This is a genomic window from Comamonadaceae bacterium M7527 (assembly GCA_021044545.1).
Classification (GTDB): domain Bacteria; phylum Pseudomonadota; class Gammaproteobacteria; order Burkholderiales; family Burkholderiaceae_C; genus RS62.
Genome location: CP087990.1, coordinates 1,936,083 through 1,955,302 on the forward strand (window position 1 = coordinate 1,936,083; position 19,220 = coordinate 1,955,302).

Consider the following 19,220-nt stretch of genomic DNA (forward strand, 5'->3'; position numbering starts at 1 on the left):
TTAGGTCTTCAGGCAATTATTTCAAGCGCCTGATCAGACTTGACGTATCCCAGCGCGCGCCGCCTAACTGCTGCACATCAGCGTAAAACTGGTCCACCAGGGCGGTCACAGGCAAGCGTGCGCCGTTGCGGTTGGCCTCGGCCAATACCAGGCCTAGGTCTTTGCGCATCCAGTCCACGGCAAAGCCAAAGTCAAACTGGTCGGCCACCATGGTTTTGCCACGGTTGTCCAGCTGCCAGCTTTGCGCTGCGCCTTTTCCAATCACGTCTAGCACTTGATTCATGTCCAGATTGGCGCGCTGGCCAAACGCAACCGCTTCGCTCAAGCCTTGCACCAGGCCTGCAATGCAAATTTGATTCACCATTTTGGTGAGTTGGCCTGCACCGCTGTCGCCCATGCGAGTCACCGCGCGTGCAAAGCAGGCCACAACGTCTTTCGATGCGTCAAAGGCAGCCTGGTCGCCGCCACACATCACAGTCAGCATGCCGTTTTGTGCGCCAGCCTGGCCGCCAGATACGGGCGCGTCTACGAACGCCAGGCCCAATTGCCTGGCCGCTTTGTGCATGTCGCGCGCCAACTCGGCCGAAGCGGTGGTGTGGTCTACAAATATCGCCCCTTCAGTCATGCCTGCAAAGGCGCCGTCTGCGCCCAGGCACACGGCGCGCACATCGTCGTCGTTACCGACACATGCCATGACAATGCTGGCACCTGCTGCAGCTTCGCGCGGCGTGCCGGCTTGGCGTAGCACGCCTGTGTCAATTCCAGCGGCCTTGCAGTCTGCCAGCCAGGCATGCGATTTAGTCGGTGTGCGGTTGTAGACGGTGACGGTGTGGCCTGCCTTGGCCAAGTGTCCAGCCATGGCATAGCCCATTACGCCCAAACCTAAAAATGCAACGGTTTGCTTATTGGTTTGGCTGTAGGTTTTGTCGTTGATAAAGGTCATATCGGTTTTTAAGCAGTGTGGATAACGCAGGTGGGTGAATGCACGCATACTAACGCGTATGAGTGAACAAAGCAGTCGTCTACAAGATACCAGCGCCAGGCGTTTGCAATCTGTGCGCGAGCAAATAAATGCCGCATCCAGTCGTTACAACAGACCTGTTGATGCCGTCACATTGCTGGCCGTTAGTAAAACATGGCCCGCGCAAGCCGTGGCCGACATGGCGAGAGCTGGACAACTGGCCTTTGGCGAAAACTATATTCAAGAAGGCGTAGACAAGGTGCTGGCCGTGCGCGAGTTATTGCCTCATGCTGCGTTGCAGTGGCATTGCATTGGGCCCATACAAAGCAATAAAACAAAGCTCGTGGCTGCCCACTTTGACTGGGTGCACAGTATTGACAGGCTCAAGATTGCGCAACGCTTAAGCGAGCAGCGCCCGGCGCATTTGCCGCCTTTGCAGGTGTGCGTGCAAGTCAACGTGGACGACGCACCAAGCAAAGCAGGCGTAGCCGTACAGCATGCACAAGCCTTGGCGCTTGACATTGCCGCACTGCCCAATTTGGTGCTGCGCGGCATCATGTGCATACCTGACCCGGTCTTGGGTTTTGAGGCGCAAGTGGACGCCTTTCAGCGTGCAACACACCGGTTTAGGGAATGGCAGCAAGCCGGGTTAGCGGTAGATACCTTATCCATGGGCATGAGCGGCGACTTGGATGCGGCCATTGCGGCGGGCTCTACCATGGTGCGTGTGGGCACAGCCTTGTTTGGTGTGCGCGATGGCTATGGCGCTTGAGTTGTGGGCAGCGTTAAAGCTGTGGTAGCGGCAAACGCATACTGCATTTCACCTCTTCCATAACCGGGTAGGTGCGGGTTTCGCGCACACCGGGCAGCTCCCACAGCACTTGGCCAGCAAACTTGCGAAATGCGTCCATATCGGCCACACGGGTTTTGATCAGGTAGTCAAAACCACCAGCCACCATGTGGCACTCCAGTATGGCTGTGTGCACTTGCACGGCCGCCTTGAATTGATCAAACACGTTGGGTGTGGTGCGGTCCAGCAGCACCTCCACAAAAACAATCAGGCCTAGGTCAAGCTGACGTGGGCTGAGTACGGCTTGATAGGCCTCAATAAAGCCATCGCGCTGCAAGCGGGTGACGCGGGCCAATGTGGCTGTGGGCGACAAGGCCACCAACTCAGCCAACCTGATGTTGGTAATGCGGGCGTCGGCCTGTAGCGCGCTCAAAATTTTGACGTCTATGCGGTCAATATCCAAAGAACGGGTTGTAGATGGCTTTAAAGGCGATTTTTGACTCATAAAACGCTACTTTCATAGATAAATATAGTGAAATATATGGCGATTGTAGCCTGATGATGTGGATCTGACGGTTGAGGTGCTCAACCTGTCGCCATTCATATTTATTGGAGCGTTTCCATGCCATTGTCACAAGCCGTTAGTCACGTTGATCGTTTGCCCTCGCCTTATCGCGACGAGCTGGGCGTGCTGGACACAGACCTGGCTGTGCTGAGTGATGTGGACTGGGCCGGCGTACAACGCATGGCATCACCTTGGGTAGACGGTGTTCGCCGCAGCCCGCCACCGTTTTGGGCCATGGAGAGCTTGCTTAAGGAGTACCCCATCTCCAGCCCAGACGGTTTGGCACTGATGCGCTTGGCTGAGGCCTTGCTGCGTGTGCCTGACGTAGACACCGCCATGGCCCTGGCCGCCGACCAATTGGGTCGTGGTGACTTTGCACAAACCGTGGTGGAAGCTGGCCAAAACAGCGATGGTGCCGACATGCACGACGGCGGTGAACACCATGTGCTGCAACGCCGCGCCATGGCCAAGCTGTCTGATGCCGCGCTCAACTTGTCCAAGAAAATGCTGCCCGATGTAGACGGGAAGTCCAGCTTGGTGACACGCTTGGGTGCCCGCACGGTGGTGGGTGCAACGGTGCGTGCCCTGCAGTTGCTGGGCCGCCAGTTTGTGTTGGGCCAAACCATTGACGAGGCCATCAAGCGTGGCGATGGCGATAAGGCTTACGCCATGAAGGCAGGTGGCCTCACACAAGTATCTATGAGCTACGACATGCTGGGTGAGGGTGCGCGCACCGAGGAAGACGCGCAGCGTTACTTGGCCAGCTACCAGCACGCTATTGCGGCCATGGCCAAGCATGCCAAGGCTGGTGTGCCTGTGCGCGCCAATGACGGCATTTCTATCAAGCTGTCTGCACTGCACCCGCGTTACGAAGACGTGAACACCAAGCGCGTGATGGCCGAGTTGTTGCCTCGTGTGTGGATGTTGTGTGAGCAAGCTGCTGCTGCCAATGTCAGTCTTACCATGGACGCCGAAGAGGCAGACCGCCTGGAAGTGTCGTTGCGCATATTTGACGCCATCGTGGCGCGCATTGCCACCGACTTGCCCAGCTGGGAAGGCTTTGGCTTGGCCATGCAGGCTTACCAAACACGCGCCTTGGAGTTGGTACAGCACGTGGTGAATGTGGCGCGCGAGCAAAAGGTCAAACTCATGTGTCGCCTGGTCAAGGGCGCTTACTGGGACACCGAAATCAAGCGGGCGCAAGAGCTTGGTCTGCCGTACTACCCCGTTTTTACGCACAAACATCACACCGACATTCATTACCTCGCTTGCGCCAAAACCATGTTGGCTGCCAGCGATGTGCTGTACGCTCAATTCGCCACGCACAACGCAGGCACGATTGCCGCGTTGTTGCAAATGGCCGGTGAGCAGCGCAGCCATTTTGAGCTGCAACGCTTGCATGGCATGGGCGAGGGCATTTACCGCGAGCTGGGCAAGAGCGGCGCCAATGTGAGCTTGCGCGTGTACGCGCCAGTGGGCAAGCACCGCGACTTGTTGGCTTACTTGGTGCGCCGCTTGCTTGAAAACGGTGCCAATTCATCCTTTGTGCACCAGCTGGCAGATGAGTCTGTGGGCATGGACAAATTGCTGTCGTCACCGCTGCACATTGAGCGCAAAGCCGCGTTGCCCTTGCCATCTGAAATTTATGGCCCAGGTCGTATCAACAGCGTAGGCGTTGACTTTGCCGAGGCCACTGCGCGCCAGCCCTACCTGGATGCCTTGGCCGGCTGCCAAATCAACACCTTGGTAGAGGCCACCACGGCTGATGTCGAGCAGGCCATGGTGCGCGGTCAAGCCGCCTTTTTGTCCTGGCGTGATACGCCTGTGGCCCAGCGCGCCGCAGCGCTAAACCGTGTAGCAGATTTGATGACGCAGCGCATGGTGCCACTGTGTGCCTTGGTGGTGAAAGAAGCCTTTAAAACCTGGCCCGATGCAGTGGCCGAAGTGCGCGAAGCCGTAGACTTTTTGCGCTACTACGCCAATGAGGCGCAGCGCGTCATGGTCGAGCACAGCTTGCCTTTGCCGGTGCAAGGCGCTGCCAGCAGCAATGGCAACGCCCAGTGGCCACATGCCTTGGGCGTGACAGGCGAGACAAACACCTTGCGTCTAGGCGCAAAAGGCGTGTGGGTAGCGATCAGCCCCTGGAACTTCCCGTTGGCCATTTTTACAGGTCAAGTGTGCGCCGCCTTGGTCACTGGCAACACCGTACTGGCCAAGCCCGCCGAGCAAACGCCAGCCATTGCACAGGCCGCTGTTGACTTGTTTCACGAGGCTGGTGTGCCCAAAGACGTGTTGCAGTTGTTGCACGGTGCGGGTGAAACGGTAGGCGCGGGCTTGGTGTCGCAGCCAGGTGTGGCCGGTGTGGTGTTTACGGGCTCTACCGCTGCGGCGCATGCCATTGCCAAAAATCTGGCCGCCAAGCCAGGCCCCATAGTGCCGCTGATTGCCGAGACTGGTGGCCTAAACGCCATGATTGTGGACTCCAGCGCCTTGCCCGAGCAGGTGAGCGACGCAGTGGTGCAAAGCGCATTTAGAAGCGCTGGCCAACGCTGCTCTGCCACGCGTATTTTGTGTGTGCACGAGGCTGTGGCGGATACAGTTATTGACATGATTCGCGGCGCTACTGAGCAGTTGCATGTGGGCAACCCCGCGCAGCTGGCGACGGATGTGGGCCCGCTGATTGACGCAGAAGCCGCCACCAGCATTGGTGCACAAATCGAGCGCTTGCGCGCCCGCGCCAAGCCCTTGTTTGCTGCAGATTTAGGCCCTGATGCCATGCCCAATAGCATTGCACCACAGGCCTATGAAGTGAGCACGTTGGCCGACGTGACTGAAGAAATTTTTGCGCCTGTGCTGCAAGTGTTGCGCTGGTCCGGCTCGCCTGCGGCGCTGATGCAGCAAATCAATGCTTTGGGCTATGGTTTGACACTTGGTATTCACTCGCGCATCGATAGCCGCGCACAGGCCATGGCGGCCATGGCGCGAGTGGGCAACGTGTACATCAACCGCAACACCATTGGCGCGGTAGTGGGCTTGCAGCCATTCGGCGGTGAAGGCTTGAGCGGCACTGGTCCCAAAGCGGGCGGGCCACACTACCTGCCACGCTTTTGCAACGAGTACACGCTGACCACCAACACCGCAGCCGCAGGCGGCAATGTGGCCTTGTTTTTGTAAATAGGGCTAAAGTAAGGGGCTGCGGGAAGTACGTTGAACGCTAGAGAAATTTGAGGGGGTCTAATGACAAGCATATTCAAGCGGGCAGGTGCTCAAGCCGCTGTGGCTGCCGGCACCGCCCTGGCTGCGTTACCCGGTATGGCGCAAGAAACAAGCACATTAGACGACGCGATTAACGCTGCCGTCGCACCTGTTTCAAACGCCATTTCCGGGTTTATTTTTTACTCTGTGCCTGTGGGCGGCACCAGCTTTCCGCTCATTGTGGGTTGGTTGATTCTGGCCGGTTTGATTTTTACGATCTACTTTGGCTTTATCCAGTTTCGGGGTTTTGGCCATGCCATATCGCTGACCAAAGGCGACTACAGCGAGCGCCCCAGCAAAGACCCAGGCGAGACCTCTCACTTCCAAGCACTCACCATGGCCTTGTCGGGCACTGTGGGCTTGGGCAACATTGCTGGTGTGGCGGTTGCCGTCTCGCTTGGCGGGCCTGGTGCCACGTTCTGGATGATCTTGGCGGGCCTCTTAGGTATGGCCTCTAAGTTCACCGAATGTATTTTGGGTGTGAAATACCGTCAACAGAATGCAGACGGTACGGTGTCTGGTGGCCCCATGTATTACCTCAGCCAAGGTTTGGCAGAGCAAGGCCGCGCTGGCATGGGTCGCGTGCTAGCCGTTGTCTTCGCTATTTGTTGTATCGGCGGTGCGATTGGTGGCGGCAACATGTTTCAGGCCAACCAAGCCTACAGCCAGGTGCTGGGCGTCACCGGTGGTGACGACTCGTTCCTAAACGGCTTGGGTTGGTTGTTTGGCCTGGTCATGGCTACCGTTGTGGGCGCGGTCATTATTGGTGGCGCATCGTCAATTGCTAAAACTACTGAAAAAGTGGTGCCATTTATGGCCCTGCTGTACGTCGGGGCTGGTTTGGTGATTTTGCTCATCAACGCCGACAAAATCGGCTGGGCGTTTGGTCAAATCATTGACGGCGCTTTCACTGGCGCGGGCGTAGCCGGCGGTGTAGTGGGTGCCCTGATTCAAGGCTTTAAGCGCGCTGCCTTTTCAAACGAAGCCGGTATAGGCTCTGCTGCTATTGCACATTCAACCGTCAAGACCAAAGAGCCCGTGACCGAAGGCTATGTTGCCTTGCTAGAGCCGTTTATTGACACCGTTGTGATTTGTACGATGACGGCTTTGGTCATCATCATCACCGGTGCCATGAACAGCGGCCAGTCCGGTGTGGCATTGACTTCTGAAGCGTTTGGTAGCGCCATTTCATGGTTCCCATTGCTGTTGGCTTTGGCTGTGGTGTTGTTTGCTTTTTCCACCATGTTGTCCTGGTTCTACTACGGCTTCAAGGCGTGGACTTACCTGTTTGGTGCTGGCAGCGGTATTGTGTTCAAAATTTTCTTCTTGGCTTGTGTGGTGGCTGGCGCCAGCATGAACTTGGGCCCAGTGATTGACTTTTCTGACGCCATGATTTTCATCATGGCATTGCCCAACGTGGTTGGCTTGTACTTTTTGATGCCGGTTGTGAAGCGTGAGTTACAGAAGTACCAGGCCAAATTGGCCAGCGGCGAGATTCGCAAGTTGCGTTAATGTGGGCTGGCGCCAAGCGGGACTCACTCAAACCTATTCAAATACCCGCCACACCAGCGGCAGCAACAGTGACCCCAACACCACCTGCAGTCCCAAAGCCAAGCCTGCATAAGCGCCTGCATCTGCATTCACTTGCGTAGCGCGTGCTGCGCCTATGCCGTGTGCTGCCGTGCCCAGTGCAAAGCCTCTGGCCATCCAGCCTGCACGGTCAAAGCCTAGGCCCATCGCGTCAAACAAGTAGCGCCCGCTGAGTGAGCCGACCATGCCAGTGAGCACAGCAAAAACGGCGGCCAAGGCAGGAATGCCGCCTATTTTTTCAGCCACACCCATGGCCACAGGCGCGGTAATGGACTTGGGCACCAATGACAGCAACACATCTGCGGGCAAGTTGAAGACCCATGCCAAAGCCACAGCGCTTGTTGCAGCTGCCGCACCGCCTACCAGTGCTGCGGCTACAAAACGCAGCCAATAGGCCTTGAGCTCTGCGCGGCGCAGCCACAGCGGCCATGCCATTGCCACTACAGCAGGTCCTAGCAAAAAGTGTATGAACTGTGCACCTGAAAAGTAGGTGGGATAGGCCACGCCAGTTAACAGCAGGCCGCCCGCAATGACCAATACAGACCACAGTGTCGGGTTGGCCCACGGGGCGTGTTGCATGCGGGCGTAAAAGGCTTGCGCCAATACATAAGTCACCAGTGTGGCGGTCAGGCCAAACAGTGGGGTGGAGGATAGGTAGACCCACAGCTCTACAAAGTCACTCATGGTGTTGCCTGATCTCGTTCTGAGGTGGCGGGCTCCGTGTCAGCTTTAGACAACGGACCTCGCATCAGCCTGTGCAGGGTCCAAGCGGTGGCGGACAAACCCACCAGCGTGGAGGTCACAATCACAATGGCGAGTTGCACGCCGTTGTCAGCCAGCAGTGTGAGGTGGGTCATCACGCCCACGCCTACCGGTACAAACAGCAACGACAAATGCGAGAGCAAAAACGTGGCCGCGCCGCGCACGCTGTGCTGCACGGTGTCAAAAGACAGCGCTGGCAACAGCAGCAGCAGGCCAATGACGGGGCCAGGAAAGGGCAGGCCAAAACCCTTGGCAATCAGCTCACCCAAGGCCTGCAAACCCAGTAACCATGCCAAACCCTGTAGTGCTGCCATTGCTCGTTGTCCTACTTAAGCAAAGCTGCAGTGTAAGGCGCGTGGCGAGAGTGTTGGGTTTGGCTTAAAAGCGTTCAAGCTCTGGGTGTGCAATGGCACCGCCGCGCACTAGCATCTTGCCGTATTCAGCGCAGCGTTGCAGCGTGGGTATCACCTTGCCCGGGTTGAGCAGGCCCTTTGTGTCAAACGCCGCCTTAACAGCCAGCATGTGCGCGTTTTCAGCTGCAGTGAACTGCACGCACATGGAGTTGAGTTTTTCAATGCCCACACCGTGTTCACCAGTCACAGTGCCGCCCATGGCCACACTGGTCTCAAGAATGTCAGCACCAAACAACTCGCAGCGGTGTAGCTGGTCGGGATCGTTTGCGTCAAACAAAATCAGTGGGTGCAAGTTGCCGTCACCTGCGTGAAACACGTTGGCGCAGCGCAGCTGGTACTTTTTCTCCATCTCGGCAATGGCCAGCAAAATGTCAGCCAAGCGCTTGCGCGGAATGGTGGAGTCCATACACATGTAGTCCGGGCTGATACGTCCAGATGCGGGAAAGGCGTTTTTGCGTCCGCTCCAAAAGCGCAGGCGCTCGGCTTCGTCTTTGCTCACCGTGATTGCGGATGCGCCAGCGGCCTTGAGCACCTCGCTCATGCGCTCAATTTCTTCGGCCACCTCTTCAGGTGTGCCGTCTGACTCGCACAGCAAAATAGCTTCAGCGTTCAAGTCGTAGCCAGCATGTACAAAGTCTTCGACGGCGGCGGTCATGGGTTTGTCCATCATCTCCAGGCCCGCAGGAATAATGCCCGCTGCAATGACTTGTGCCACGGCGTCGCCGGCTTTGCGTACGTCGTCAAAGCTGGCCATGATGCAGCGCGCCAGTTGCGGCCTGGGCACCAGTTTGACGGTCACCTCTGTGATGACAGACAGCATGCCCTCGCTGCCCACCAAGACGCTGAGCAAGTCGTAGCCGGGCGCGTCCAGTGCGTCCGAGCCAAATGTAATGGCCTCGCCAGTCATGGTGAAGCCGCGCACCTTGAGCACGTTGTGCACGGTCAGGCCGTACTTGAGGCAGTGCACACCGCCAGAGTTTTCGGCCACGTTGCCGCCAATGGTGCAGGCAATTTGGCTAGACGGGTCAGGTGCGTAGTACAAGCCGTGGGGTGCGGCGGCCTCGCTGATCGCCAGGTTGCGCACGCCAGATTGCACCACGGCTGTGCGGCTTACCGCATCAATGTGTTTGATTTTGTTGAACTTGGCCAGGCTCAGCGTAACGCCCATTTTGTGGGGTAATGCGCCGCCAGACAAGCCAGTGCCAGCGCCTCTGGCCACCACCGGCACGTCTAGCGTGTAGCAGGCACGCAGCACGGCGCCAACCTGCGCCTCTGTCTCTGGCAGCGCCACAACCATGGGCCGCTCGCGGTAGGCGGTCAGGCCATCGCACTCATAGGGCACTGTATCTTCACGCTGCCACAGCAGTGCGTGCTCAGGCAAGTGTTGGCGTAGCGCGGCCACAACTTGCGCTTGACGCTCGGCTCTGGCCATGGAAGAAATCTGCTCGGGGGGTGTTACAGCATTCATGAATGCAGTTTAGGAGAAAGCGCAGACTTGTGTGTGAATAACTTTGCGCCTAGAACTGCGGAAATTTCAAGTTGAGTTGAAGTGAGCCAGATTGGAAAAGTTGTTTGATTTCGTTAGCTGATAGCACTTTTCAGCCATTGGGCGAAGGTAGCGCATTCCCACCGGTCCATGGCGCCTGTACGCCAACACAAATAGTGGGCATGTGGGCTTGGTACTTCGCGTTCAAACAACTTGACCAAGGTGCCGTTGTCCAGCCAGGGTGAGCCAAGCTTGTTGCGTACCAACGCCACCCCTAAGCCTTGTGCGGCGGCGTCGCACATCAGGCCAATGTCGTTAAACGATGAACCTTCTGTGGGCTCTGGCCAATCAAGGTCAACGGCGGCCAGCCAGGTGCGCCAAGGCTCAAGTGGCGAGCGCAGCAGCTTGGCGTGCTCCAGGTCTTGTGGTGTCTCAAATGGGCCGTGTTCGCGCACATAGGCCGGCGAGGCCAATACAGTGACGTCGTCTTTCAAAATGCATTCGTGCTCAACGTCTGCGTAGCGCCCTGTGCCAAAGCGAATGGTCAAGTCTGCGTCTTCTGCCACCACGTCAAGCAGCGGTATGGACACTTGCAGTGTGAGATCAATTTCCGGGTAGGCGTCAATAAACTGGCGAATGCGTGGCATCAACATAGAGCGGGCAAACGTAGGCGTGATGGCCAAGCGCAGCTTGCGACGCCCAGCTTGTGTGCTTTGGCTGGGGAATCGCCCCAAAATATTGAGGCCTTCACGCACATGGGCCAAATATTCAATACCCTCGGTGGTCAGTGAGAAATCAGCCCGACCAAACAGTTTCACGCCAATGATTTGCTCTAACTGCTTGACGCGGTGACTCACCGCGCTGGGTGTGACGAACAGCTCTTCGGCCGCCAGCGTTACGCTGCGCAAACGAGCCAATGCCTCAAAAGTCAGTAGGCACTGTATGGGCGGTATGCGTGCGGTCATTTAAAAATAACGGTGCGGTGGCCGTTGACGATGACCCGGTGCTCGCTATGCCACTTCACAGCGCGTGCCAGTACTTGACTTTCGGTATCGCGGCCAATGGCGGTTAAGTCTTCTACGGTTTGGCTGTGGTCAACGCGGGCTACGTCCTGCTCAATGATGGGGCCCTCGTCCAGATCTGCTGTGACGTAGTGTGCGGTTGCGCCAATCAGTTTTACGCCGCGGTCAAACGCCTTGTAATAGGGCTTTGCGCCTTTAAAGCTGGGCAAAAAGCTGTGGTGAATATTGATTGCTTTGCCGCTGAGTGCTTGGCACATGTCGTCGCTCAAAATTTGCATGTAGCGTGCGAGCACCACCAGCTCGGCACCCTGCGCCTGTACGACCTCTAAGGCCTTGGCTTCGGCCTGCGCTTTGGAGTCAGCGTTCACGGGTATGTGGTGAAACGGTACGTTGTAGCTGGCCGCGAGTTGGTAAAAGTCGCGGTGGTTGCTGATGATGGCGCGTATGTCTATGGGCAGCACCCCGCTTTGCCACCTGAACAACAAGTCGTTGAGGCAATGGCCTTGCTGGCTGACCATCAGCACGGTGGGCATGGCTTGGGCCGCGTCGTGCAAGCTCCATTGCATGTCAAAGTCTGTGGCAAAAGAAGCCCAAGCGCTGCGCAAGTCGTCTATAGGCGCTTCCAGCGCAAACTGCACGCGCATAAAAAACAGACCGGTGTCATGGTCATTGAATTGGTTGGCTTCTTCGATGTTGCCGCGCTGTGACAACAAAAAGCCAGAAACGGCGTGCACCAAGCCCAATCGGTCAGGACAGGACAGCGTCAATATGTAGGTGGGGTTCATAGGGGATTATTTTCATGCAAGTGTGCATTGTGCAGTACGACTTGATGCACGCTGCAAAACAGGCTCAAACTGACGTGTGGGTGACGGTTTTGGTACGTAATTACTGTCAGAATTACCTGGTTTTACAAGCAATTACTCTCGACCAGGAGATATGTCATGGGTGCTATTGATTTCAATATGGACAGCCAGTGGTTGCCCTTCACGCCTAATCGCCATTTTAAAAAAGATCCGCGTGTGTTGGTGGCCGCCAAAGGCATGCACTTCACCACTTACGACGGCAAGCAAGTGCTTGACGGCGTGTCAAGCCTGTGGTGCGTGGCTGCAGGACATGGCCGCGACTCCATCGCCAACGCCATCAAGGCGCAGCTCGATACCCTGGACTATTCCACCGCCTTTCAGGCGTCTAACGACAAGGCTTTTTTGGCCGCCAAAGCCATTGCTGACTTGGCGCCCGGCGACTTGAACAAAGTGTTCTTTTGCAACTCGGGTTCTGAGGCTGCAGACACCTCCATGAAGATGGCTTTGGCCTATCACCGCGCCAAAGGCGAGGGTCACACCGCACCGTGTTTATTGGTCGCGAGCGTGGTTACCACGGCGTGGGTTTTGGCGGTATCAGCGTAGGCGGTATTCCGGCCAACCGCAAAGTGTTTGGCGCTGCCCTGTTGCCGCGGGTTGACCACATGGCGTTTATTCATGACCCCGTCAACCATGCCTTTGTGCACAACGTTGAGCCGGTGTGGGAAATGGACGCACTGGCCGATCTGGAAAACCGCATCTTGCCCTTGCACGACCCCAGCAACGTGGCGGCCATCATCGTAGAGCCGGTCGCAGGCAGCGCTGGTTGGTACATACCGCCACAAGGTTACTTGAAGCGGCTGCGCGAGATTTGCGACAAGCACGGTATCTTGCTGATATTTGACGAGGTCATTACTGGCTTTGGCCGCTTGGGCACACCGTTTGCCGCAGATTACTTTGGTGTGGTGCCCGACATGCTGAACTTTGCCAAGTGCGTCACCAATGGTGTGTTTCCAATGGGCGGGGTGGTGGCGCGCGATCACATGTACAACGCCATGATGAATGGCCCTGAGCATGTGATTGAGTTTTTGCACGGCTACACCTACTCGGGTCACCCCGTGGCTTGCGCCGCAGCGCTGGCCACGCTTGACCTGTACCGCGAAGAAAACCTCTTTGCACGTGCTGGCGAGATGGGCAAGGTGCTGGGTGACGCCATGCACGCGGCCATGAAAGACTTGCCCAACGTGGTTGGCATTCGCAGCTTGGGGTTGGCCGCTGCCGTCGAGGTCAAGGGCATTGCAGGTTCACCCGGCAAGCGCTCTTACGACATCTTTTTAGAGTGTTACCACAATGGTGTGATGGTGCGTCCAGCGGGTGACAACTTGGTGTTTGCGCCACCCTTTATCGTGGAGCCATCACACATTGATCAAATGGTGAGCACACTGGCTGCAGCCATTCGAAAGCACAGTTAAGGCCATGCGCACCACGCTTGTTCCACCGCCTGTGGTCACACTGCTCAGTGCGTGGGCCATGTGGGGTGTGGCTGGCTTGCCAACTTGGGCGCGCCTGGCGTTGGTGCCCAGTGCTTGGGGCTGGCAGCACATGGTGGCGGTGGTGTTGTGGCTGTTGGCGCTGGTGCTAATGGCTACGGCGCTGTGGACCATGCGAGGCTTGCGCACCACTCCCAACCCCGTGATGCCTGAACGTGCCAGTGCCTTGGTACAGCACAGCGTGTTTGCCTACAGCCGCAACCCCATTTATGTGGCCGATGTGGTGGTGCTGGTGGCGTGGGCCAGTTGGCTTCACAGTGCGGCGGCGTTGCTGGTGCTGCCCTTTTTTGTGGTTTATATCAGCGTGATGCAAATACGTGCAGAAGAGCAGGCTTTGGCAGCCGCGTTTGGCGATTTGTATGCGCAATATTGTGCGCGGGTAAGGCGCTGGCTGTAGCCAAGCTCAGCGTTTAAAGCGTGCTTTGAGTTCTGCGCAATAGTCTGTGGGTGGCAAGGCCGGCGTTTGCCATATGGCATCAAAGGCGCCGTCAAGCCCAGCATTGGGCTCGCCCGCCACAAACGCAATAGAGGTCACTGAGCTGGACAAATGCTGCGCCACACCCACTTGTTTATCGGCGTGTGCGCTACCAGTCAGAAGCACCACCACTTTGCCGGGTACCAGAGCGCGCTCAATGGTTTGCGCCATGCGCTGGTCACGCGCGATTTGCACCCGTGCCATGGGGGGTAATTGGCTGGCGGGTATCAGGCCGCAATGGCCGCGGTCTACTGCGCCAATGTGATGGGCCCACACGTCAGTCGATACAGCTTGTTGCAGTGCGGTGTCTTGCATGCTGGCGCGCAGCTCCGTGTTGTCCAGGTTGCCGCCTACCACTGGCACGTGGGCACGCACCGCTTGCATGATGGCTGGGCCGTATTGCTGCCATGGCCAAGCTTGCTCGCTCCAGGCCAGCGCATCTTGTACCGCCTGTTCTGACGCATCACTGTCCAGGGCTGTGGTCTGTCCCTGGCTATCGGCCATCTCGATTACCACGGCGGCCAAGCGTTGCTGGCTTACCAGGTGCGAAATGACAGAGGCATGCAGTTGCTGGTGCTGCACTGCGTCGTGTTGCTCGCCTAGCAGCAGTGCGCTGGTGTTGAGCGCATCCAGTGTGCTGGCTTGTGCCGCGTTGAGCGCGGTTGGTGGCTGCGCCATACTGGCGCAACCAACCAATGCGCTCAGTAACAGCGCAGCGGCGGCATGTCGCGCCGCTTCTTTAATGAACAACCAGTGGTGTTTGCGCCAATGTGGCATAGCCGTCTAACAAGCTTTCCACCTCTTCTTGAGTTGGTGTGTTGCGCTGCCAGTCGTTGATTTTGATTTGAAAAAACTCTGCCCAAGAGCCGTCCAGGTACAGCTCTTTGCCGTTGCGCTTGTCTACAATTTCAAAGCCTAGCCGCGGCATTTGTGGCGCAGTGGGCGTTGTCTGTTCAGCGGTTTGGGTTGGCGTGCCCGCAGCATCAATGGCCTGGCCTTCGTTGGCCAAAACGTGCAGCACCGAGAACGTATCCGAGTCGTACAACATGTTCATTCTGAATGTCCTGTGGTTCTCATGGCTTCAATATAGTCTTAAATGGAAGGCCTATTGGGTTGACCCGCACATTGCGTGTTGTAAATATGGGGATATTGCAGAATATGTCAAGCCAAGTCGTCAATGCGCGTGTGACTACGCAGGTTTTGCTCCAGCCAAGTGCCGTCGCTGTCTTCCAGGCGAATACGCAGCGGCAGCAACTCATCGGCGCCGCCATACCAGAGCGTGGCGCTGGTGTCGTCTGCGGTTTGGCGCACGCGTGACAACGTTTGCGCGGACCATTGTCCCATGGGCGTATCAATGACTTCGCGCGGACCCATATTGAAGTCCCACTGGGTCAGGCTGTTGGCACTGGACACGGGCACAGAGAAGGTGTTGCGCTGGCGTTGGCGTGCCTGCGCCATGAGCGCGGGCAGCGTGAAGTAAATACTCAAGCGGTCTTGTGTGTCAGGGGTATACGGCGCTGGGCCGCTTTCGGTGTAGTCGATGCGCCGCTCATGGGCGTTGAAGTTGGCTTGCCGAATGCGCTTGCCTTGGTCCACAAACAAGCTGGGTTGCAAGGTCTGATCCACAATGCGCCCCTGGCTGGTCTGGTTGCGCTTGAACACCACCAAAATGCGCGCAGACAGCGCAGCCACATAACTGCTGTTGTTGCGCTGCCAACGCAGTGTGGCAGTAGCGTTGTAGCGCAGACCTTTTTGCACGCCGGTCAGGTCGTACACCAAGGCCGTGCTGGGCAGCAGCAGGTTTGGCGCGTTATTTGCGTGCGCGGCGTGGCTCAAAGGCCATGTGCCCAGCAGCGCGCCCAAGGGCTTTAGCCACCTCGCGTTGCTGGCCACTGCTCCAAGTAGCGCACTTGAACCCGCCAGCTTGATGTGGTTGCGCCGACTGTTGTTCATGCGGATTGCCAGCCCAGGTCGTAGCTGAGTTGCGCGGCGGCTTGGCGCAAGGTGCTGGCCACTGAGCCGTCCCAGCTGCTGTCTAAGCTGCCTGCACCACCAAGCGCCACAATGCCCAGCACCATATGGCCTTGAGCATCAAACACGGGGGCGCAAAAGCCCGCCACCCCCGGAATTAAAGAGTCCACCACGCGAGCCAAGCCTTGTTCGCGGGTTTCCATGCGCAGTGCCTTTAACAGCGCTTGCGTGTGTGGCACGCCGTTGCGTGGGTGTTTTTTCTCAAGCGCCAGCTCGCGCTCTAGCATGTTGTGCATCAGTTGCTGGTCCGGGTTGCTGGGCGTTTTGGCGTTGGACATAAAGCTGATAAAGCAACGCCCAGTTGCTGAGCTGAGCAGCGGCATCACATCACCCAAGCGCAAGTTCACCGACACCGTTTTGCTGGCCTCTTGCCAGTGCACCATGGTGGGCCCCTGGTTGCCCCACACCGCCAGCGCCATGGTGTGACCAATGGCGTCGCCCCACGCAGGCATGGCAGCGCGCGCCAGGCGCACGGCGTCCAGACGGCTTAGGCTGGCCAAACCCATGCGCAATGCGCCAGGGCCTAAGTCATAGCGGTTGGTGGTGTCGTCTTGCACCACCAGTCCCAGGCGTTGAAAACTCACCAGGTAGCGGTGTGCTTTGGCTGGGCTCATGTTGGCGGCGTTGGCCAGGTCGCGCAGCATCATGGCCTGGTGGCTTGTAGACAACGCCAGCAGCAGCGCAAAACCCACTTCTACAGACTGAATGCCAGCGCGTGGATCATTGGACCGTGGTGGTGATGTTGGTGCTGTTGCAGTAGCCATAATTGGGTGTAAAGCGGTAGAATGGAATTCTATATTGGTAAACGAGTTTTACTAATCGTAAATTCATACCTATCGTCAATTGACCCATACAAAGCCGTAGCCCGGATGCGCAATTGTGGCACCGGTTTAGGAGTACATACGCATGAAACTTGCCACTTACAAAGACGGCTCACGCGACGGCCAGCTGGTTGTTGTATCACGTGATTTGTCACAAGCCCATTATGCAACCGGCATTGTCAACACCATGCAGCAAGCCTTGGATGACTGGGCATTTATTGCGCCGCAGCTTGAAGACTTGTATGTGAGTGTCAACCAAGGCAAAGCGCGCCACATGTTTCCGTTTGACCCCGCCATGTGTATGGCACCACTGCCGCGCGCCCACCAGTGGGCTGATGGCTCGGCTTACATCAACCACGTCGAGTTGGTGCGTAAAGCGCGCAACGCTGAAGTGCCTGCCAGCTTTTACACAGACCCTTTGATGTATCAAGGTGGCAGCGATGACTTTGTGGGGCCAACCGACGATGTGGTGGTGGCAGACGAGGCCTATGGCATTGACTTTGAGGCGGAAATTTGTGTGGTCACAGGGGACGTGGCCATGCAAGTCACACCAGACCAAGCCCTAGACGGTATACGCTTGGTCATGCTGGCCAACGATGTGAGCCTGCGCAACCTCATCCCAGACGAGTTGGCCAAGGGCTTTGGCTTTGTGCAAAGCAAGCCGCCACCGCGTTTAGCCCAGTGGCGGTCACCCTCGATGAGCTGGGAGACATGTGGCAAGGCGGGCGCGTGCACGGCGTGCTGCAAAGCACCTGGAACGGGCGCAAAGTGGGCATGTGTGATGCAGGCCCGGAGATGACCTTTCACTTTGGCCAGCTGATTGCCCACCTGTGCAAAACACGCCGCGTGCGAGCCGGTAGCGTCATTGGTAGCGGCACCGTGAGCAACAAAGACTGGGCCAAAGGCTACAGCTGTATTGCCGAGAAGCGCTGTATAGAAATCATTGAGGGGGGCACAGCCACCACCAATTTCATGCGATTCGGCGACCGCATACGCATTGAGATGAAGGGCAAAGACGGCGCGGGCCTGTTTGGCGCCATAGACCAAACGGTGGTGTCGCTACACCCAGCAGTAGCCGCTGCTGATCAAGTCAGCGCTGATTAGCCCGCGAACACCTGCGCCATATCGGCAAACCCCTTGATCTCTATGGGGTTGCCAAAAGGGTCCTTAAAAAACATGGTCCATTGTTCGCCTGGCAGCCCGGCAAAGCGGCAATGGGGCTTTAGTACAAAGCCTATGTGGGCTGCTTCTAGCCGCTGGCGCATGGCTTGCCACTGCGGCAGTGGCAGCACCAGGCCAAAATGCGGCATGGGTACCAGGTGTTCGCCTACACGCCCCGTGTTGGCTGTCGCAAAGGGCTCCCCAATGTGTAACGACAGTTGGTGATTGAACAACGAAAAGTCTACCCAGGTCTCGCTGCTGCGCCCTTCCGTGCAGCCCAGGGTGGTGCCGTAAAACTGGCGTGCGATGTCTAAGTCACGCACGTTAAAGGCGAGGTGAAACAGGGCAATTGATTGGTTTTCTGCGGTCATGTGGCTGTGTCTGTTGAGGCTTTGCCGCTGGCGTTGAGTTTGAGCAAGATAACAGCGCCCACCAGCAGTAGCGCTGCTGTGACCCATAGCGCTGCGTTGTAGTTGCCAGTCGTGGCGGCGGCATAGGCTGCCAATATAGGCGCAAGTATTTGTGCGGCGCCATAGCTCAAGGTGAGTTTGGCCATGGCTTTGCCTGGGTTGTGCGGCGAGCGCCTGCCCGCAAATGCCAGCGTCATGCTGACGATACCTAAAAACGTCGCGCCGTAAAGTACCGCACCACTTAAACCTGCCCATGCGCTGGCGCTGGCTGCGGGCAACACCACGCTTAGTATTTGCAGGCAGTAAGCCAGCGCCAGGGCCTTTAGCTCGCCCAGCAAGCGCGCCACGCGGTCCCATAAATAAACGGTTGGTATGGCAGCCAGGCCTACCAGCAGCCAAGCCAAATAGCCCTGGTCAGCCAAAGCAGGCACCGCTTCAACCACCACCACCGTAAACGTGGCGCTGATGGTGAAGCCGACGCCGGCGCAAAAATACGCCGCCACCATGGGCCACAACCAAGGCTGGGCGACTGACTGGCTTGAGGCGGTTTGCGCACTGGGCGCATCAGGTGCCGGCGGGCACCAGTGCCACGCCACCAGCGCGCAAGCCAGCGCCAACAGGCCAAAGCCCCACCAGCGCATTTGCCAGCTTAAGGCCCATGCCGCAAAAGTGGCGGCGGCAAGGGCCGAGACCACAATGCCAAAACCAATACCCATAAAGTGTGCGCCCAGTTCGGCGCGTTTGGCGCTACGGGTGAGCCAGTTCATAATGAGGCCGGTGCCCATCAACATGGCCGCTGCGCCAGACAAACCGCCCAAGTAGCGAATGAAGGCCCACCACACCATGTTGTCAGACCAGGCCATGCCAACGGTGCCCAACACGCCCAGCCACAATCCCCAACGGTACGACTGGCGGCGCAGTTGTGGCCCATCTATATAGGCCACCAACAAAGCGCCACTCATGTAGCCCAAGTAGTTCACGCTGGCCAGCCAACCGCCACCGGCCACAGACAGGCCGGCGTTGAGTTGCATCACGGGCAACATGGTGGTGTAAGCGAAGCGCGCCAAGCCCAGGCACAAAATGAGCGACGCTGCGCCGCCTAGCCAAACTTGCCAAGGTTTCAAAGTG

Annotated in this window: 17 protein-coding genes and 2 pseudogenes; 6 read left to right on the plus strand and 13 right to left on the minus strand. The window is 57.6% G+C overall.

Going from position 1 to position 19,220, the window contains the following annotated elements:
• Nucleotides 1-16: 16 nt before the first annotated feature.
• Complete coding sequence (locus LN050_09420; protein UFS55969.1) at nucleotides 17-943, minus strand: NAD(P)-dependent oxidoreductase; 927 nt, start codon at nucleotides 941-943, stop codon at nucleotides 17-19.
• Between the two features lie 58 nt (nucleotides 944-1,001).
• Here LN050_09420 and LN050_09425 point away from each other — a divergent pair, with 58 nt between their 5' ends.
• Nucleotides 1,002-1,733 carry a YggS family pyridoxal phosphate-dependent enzyme gene (locus LN050_09425; protein UFS55970.1) on the plus strand — a complete coding sequence of 244 codons (732 nt, stop codon included), beginning with the start codon at nucleotides 1,002-1,004 and terminating at the stop codon, nucleotides 1,731-1,733.
• 13 nt (nucleotides 1,734-1,746) lie between these two features.
• Here the strand turns inward: LN050_09425 and LN050_09430 are convergent, their stop codons facing one another.
• Nucleotides 1,747-2,256 carry an Lrp/AsnC ligand binding domain-containing protein gene (locus LN050_09430; GenBank protein UFS55971.1) on the minus strand — a complete coding sequence of 170 codons (510 nt, stop codon included), beginning with the start codon at nucleotides 2,254-2,256 and terminating at the stop codon, nucleotides 1,747-1,749.
• Nucleotides 2,257-2,373: 117 nt separating this feature from the next.
• Here LN050_09430 and LN050_09435 point away from each other — a divergent pair, with 117 nt between their 5' ends.
• On the plus strand, nucleotides 2,374-5,490 hold the full coding sequence (locus tag LN050_09435) for an L-glutamate gamma-semialdehyde dehydrogenase (GenBank protein UFS55972.1): 3,117 nt from the start codon (nucleotides 2,374-2,376) through the stop codon (nucleotides 5,488-5,490).
• 63 nt (nucleotides 5,491-5,553) lie between these two features.
• Nucleotides 5,554-7,083, plus strand: a complete 1,530-nt coding sequence (locus LN050_09440; GenBank protein UFS55973.1) for an alanine:cation symporter family protein — start codon at nucleotides 5,554-5,556, stop codon at nucleotides 7,081-7,083.
• 33 nt (nucleotides 7,084-7,116) lie between these two features.
• Here LN050_09440 and LN050_09445 read toward each other — a convergent pair whose 3' ends face one another.
• The 5 genes from LN050_09445 to purU form a co-directional block, all read right to left on the minus strand.
• Nucleotides 7,117-7,845, minus strand: a complete 729-nt coding sequence (locus LN050_09445) for an LrgB family protein (GenBank protein UFS55974.1) — start codon at nucleotides 7,843-7,845, stop codon at nucleotides 7,117-7,119.
• Nucleotides 7,842-8,237 carry a CidA/LrgA family protein gene (locus tag LN050_09450; protein ID UFS55975.1) on the minus strand — a complete coding sequence of 132 codons (396 nt, stop codon included), beginning with the start codon at nucleotides 8,235-8,237 and terminating at the stop codon, nucleotides 7,842-7,844. Before LN050_09450 ends, LN050_09445 begins: the two co-directional genes overlap by 4 nt.
• A 64-nt stretch (nucleotides 8,238-8,301) precedes the next feature.
• A complete protein-coding gene (locus LN050_09455) occupies nucleotides 8,302-9,804 on the minus strand; it encodes an FAD-binding protein (protein ID UFS55976.1) in 1,503 nt (500 codons plus the stop codon).
• A gap of 113 nt (nucleotides 9,805-9,917) precedes the next feature.
• The gene (locus LN050_09460) at nucleotides 9,918-10,787 is read right to left on the minus strand and encodes a LysR substrate-binding domain-containing protein (protein UFS55977.1); all 870 of its coding nucleotides are present in this window, start codon (nucleotides 10,785-10,787) and stop codon (nucleotides 9,918-9,920) included.
• A complete protein-coding gene (purU, locus tag LN050_09465; GenBank protein UFS55978.1) occupies nucleotides 10,784-11,629 on the minus strand; it encodes a formyltetrahydrofolate deformylase in 846 nt (281 codons plus the stop codon). Before purU ends, LN050_09460 begins: the two co-directional genes overlap by 4 nt.
• Nucleotides 11,630-11,884: 255 nt before the next feature.
• On the opposite strand from purU, the pseudogene LN050_09470 reads away from it, so the two are divergent.
• A pseudogene (locus LN050_09470) lies at nucleotides 11,885-13,116 on the plus strand (aminotransferase class III-fold pyridoxal phosphate-dependent enzyme).
• Between the two features lie 4 nt (nucleotides 13,117-13,120).
• Nucleotides 13,121-13,591, plus strand: a complete 471-nt coding sequence (locus tag LN050_09475; protein ID UFS55979.1) for an isoprenylcysteine carboxylmethyltransferase family protein — start codon at nucleotides 13,121-13,123, stop codon at nucleotides 13,589-13,591.
• A gap of 6 nt (nucleotides 13,592-13,597) precedes the next feature.
• Here LN050_09475 and LN050_09480 read toward each other — a convergent pair whose 3' ends face one another.
• From LN050_09480 to LN050_09495, 4 genes are all read right to left on the minus strand, one after another.
• Complete coding sequence (locus tag LN050_09480; GenBank protein ID UFS55980.1) at nucleotides 13,598-14,446, minus strand: ChaN family lipoprotein; 849 nt, start codon at nucleotides 14,444-14,446, stop codon at nucleotides 13,598-13,600.
• Entirely contained in the window at nucleotides 14,409-14,723 is a 315-nt protein-coding gene (locus LN050_09485; protein UFS55981.1) for a DUF3567 domain-containing protein, read from the minus strand. Before LN050_09485 ends, LN050_09480 begins: the two co-directional genes overlap by 38 nt.
• Before the next feature lie 107 nt (nucleotides 14,724-14,830).
• Nucleotides 14,831-15,622, minus strand: a complete 792-nt coding sequence (locus LN050_09490) for a DUF3108 domain-containing protein (GenBank protein ID UFS55982.1) — start codon at nucleotides 15,620-15,622, stop codon at nucleotides 14,831-14,833.
• Nucleotides 15,619-16,464: an IclR family transcriptional regulator gene (locus tag LN050_09495; protein UFS55983.1), complete on the minus strand. Its 846-nt coding sequence runs from the start codon at nucleotides 16,462-16,464 to the stop codon at nucleotides 15,619-15,621. Before LN050_09495 ends, LN050_09490 begins: the two co-directional genes overlap by 4 nt.
• Before the next feature lie 142 nt (nucleotides 16,465-16,606).
• On the opposite strand from LN050_09495, the pseudogene LN050_09500 reads away from it, so the two are divergent.
• Nucleotides 16,607-17,625 (plus strand): annotated as a pseudogene (locus LN050_09500) (fumarylacetoacetate hydrolase family protein).
• Here LN050_09500 and LN050_09505 read toward each other — a convergent pair.
• Nucleotides 17,622-18,053 (minus strand): VOC family protein, encoded by a 432-nt coding sequence (locus LN050_09505; protein UFS55984.1) that lies wholly within the window; start codon nucleotides 18,051-18,053, stop codon nucleotides 17,622-17,624. The pseudogene LN050_09500 and the gene LN050_09505 overlap by 4 nt on opposite strands.
• Complete coding sequence (locus tag LN050_09510; protein UFS55985.1) at nucleotides 18,050-19,216, minus strand: YbfB/YjiJ family MFS transporter; 1,167 nt, start codon at nucleotides 19,214-19,216, stop codon at nucleotides 18,050-18,052. Before LN050_09510 ends, LN050_09505 begins: the two co-directional genes overlap by 4 nt.
• Between the last annotated feature and the right edge of the window lie 4 nt (nucleotides 19,217-19,220).

What these genes read in the sequence shown, in the direction of transcription:
- purU (UFS55978.1), bottom strand. Translation starts at nt 11,629, where the DNA reads ATGAACCCCACCTACATATTGACGCTGTCCTGTCCTGACCGATTGGGC.
- LN050_09480 (UFS55980.1), bottom strand. Translation starts at nt 14,446, where the DNA reads ATGCCACATTGGCGCAAACACCACTGGTTGTTCATTAAAGAAGCGGCG.
- LN050_09455 (UFS55976.1), bottom strand. Translation starts at nt 9,804, where the DNA reads ATGAATGCTGTAACACCCCCCGAGCAGATTTCTTCCATGGCCAGAGCC.
- LN050_09450 (UFS55975.1), bottom strand. Translation starts at nt 8,237, where the DNA reads ATGGCAGCACTACAGGGTTTGGCATGGTTACTGGGTTTGCAGGCCTTG.
- LN050_09445 (UFS55974.1), bottom strand. Translation starts at nt 7,845, where the DNA reads ATGAGTGACTTTGTAGAGCTGTGGGTCTACCTATCCTCCACCCCACTG.
- LN050_09420 (UFS55969.1), bottom strand. Translation starts at nt 943, where the DNA reads ATGACCTTTATCAACGACAAAACCTACAGCCAAACCAATAAGCAAACC.
- LN050_09485 (UFS55981.1), bottom strand. Translation starts at nt 14,723, where the DNA reads ATGAACATGTTGTACGACTCGGATACGTTCTCGGTGCTGCACGTTTTG.
- LN050_09435 (UFS55972.1), top strand. Translation starts at nt 2,374, where the DNA reads ATGCCATTGTCACAAGCCGTTAGTCACGTTGATCGTTTGCCCTCGCCT.
- LN050_09505 (UFS55984.1), bottom strand. Translation starts at nt 18,053, where the DNA reads ATGACCGCAGAAAACCAATCAATTGCCCTGTTTCACCTCGCCTTTAAC.
- LN050_09490 (UFS55982.1), bottom strand. Translation starts at nt 15,622, where the DNA reads ATGAACAACAGTCGGCGCAACCACATCAAGCTGGCGGGTTCAAGTGCG.
- LN050_09495 (UFS55983.1), bottom strand. Translation starts at nt 16,464, where the DNA reads ATGGCTACTGCAACAGCACCAACATCACCACCACGGTCCAATGATCCA.
- LN050_09475 (UFS55979.1), top strand. Translation starts at nt 13,121, where the DNA reads ATGCGCACCACGCTTGTTCCACCGCCTGTGGTCACACTGCTCAGTGCG.
- LN050_09440 (UFS55973.1), top strand. Translation starts at nt 5,554, where the DNA reads ATGACAAGCATATTCAAGCGGGCAGGTGCTCAAGCCGCTGTGGCTGCC.
- LN050_09430 (UFS55971.1), bottom strand. Translation starts at nt 2,256, where the DNA reads ATGAGTCAAAAATCGCCTTTAAAGCCATCTACAACCCGTTCTTTGGAT.
- LN050_09460 (UFS55977.1), bottom strand. Translation starts at nt 10,787, where the DNA reads ATGACCGCACGCATACCGCCCATACAGTGCCTACTGACTTTTGAGGCA.
- LN050_09425 (UFS55970.1), top strand. Translation starts at nt 1,002, where the DNA reads ATGAGTGAACAAAGCAGTCGTCTACAAGATACCAGCGCCAGGCGTTTG.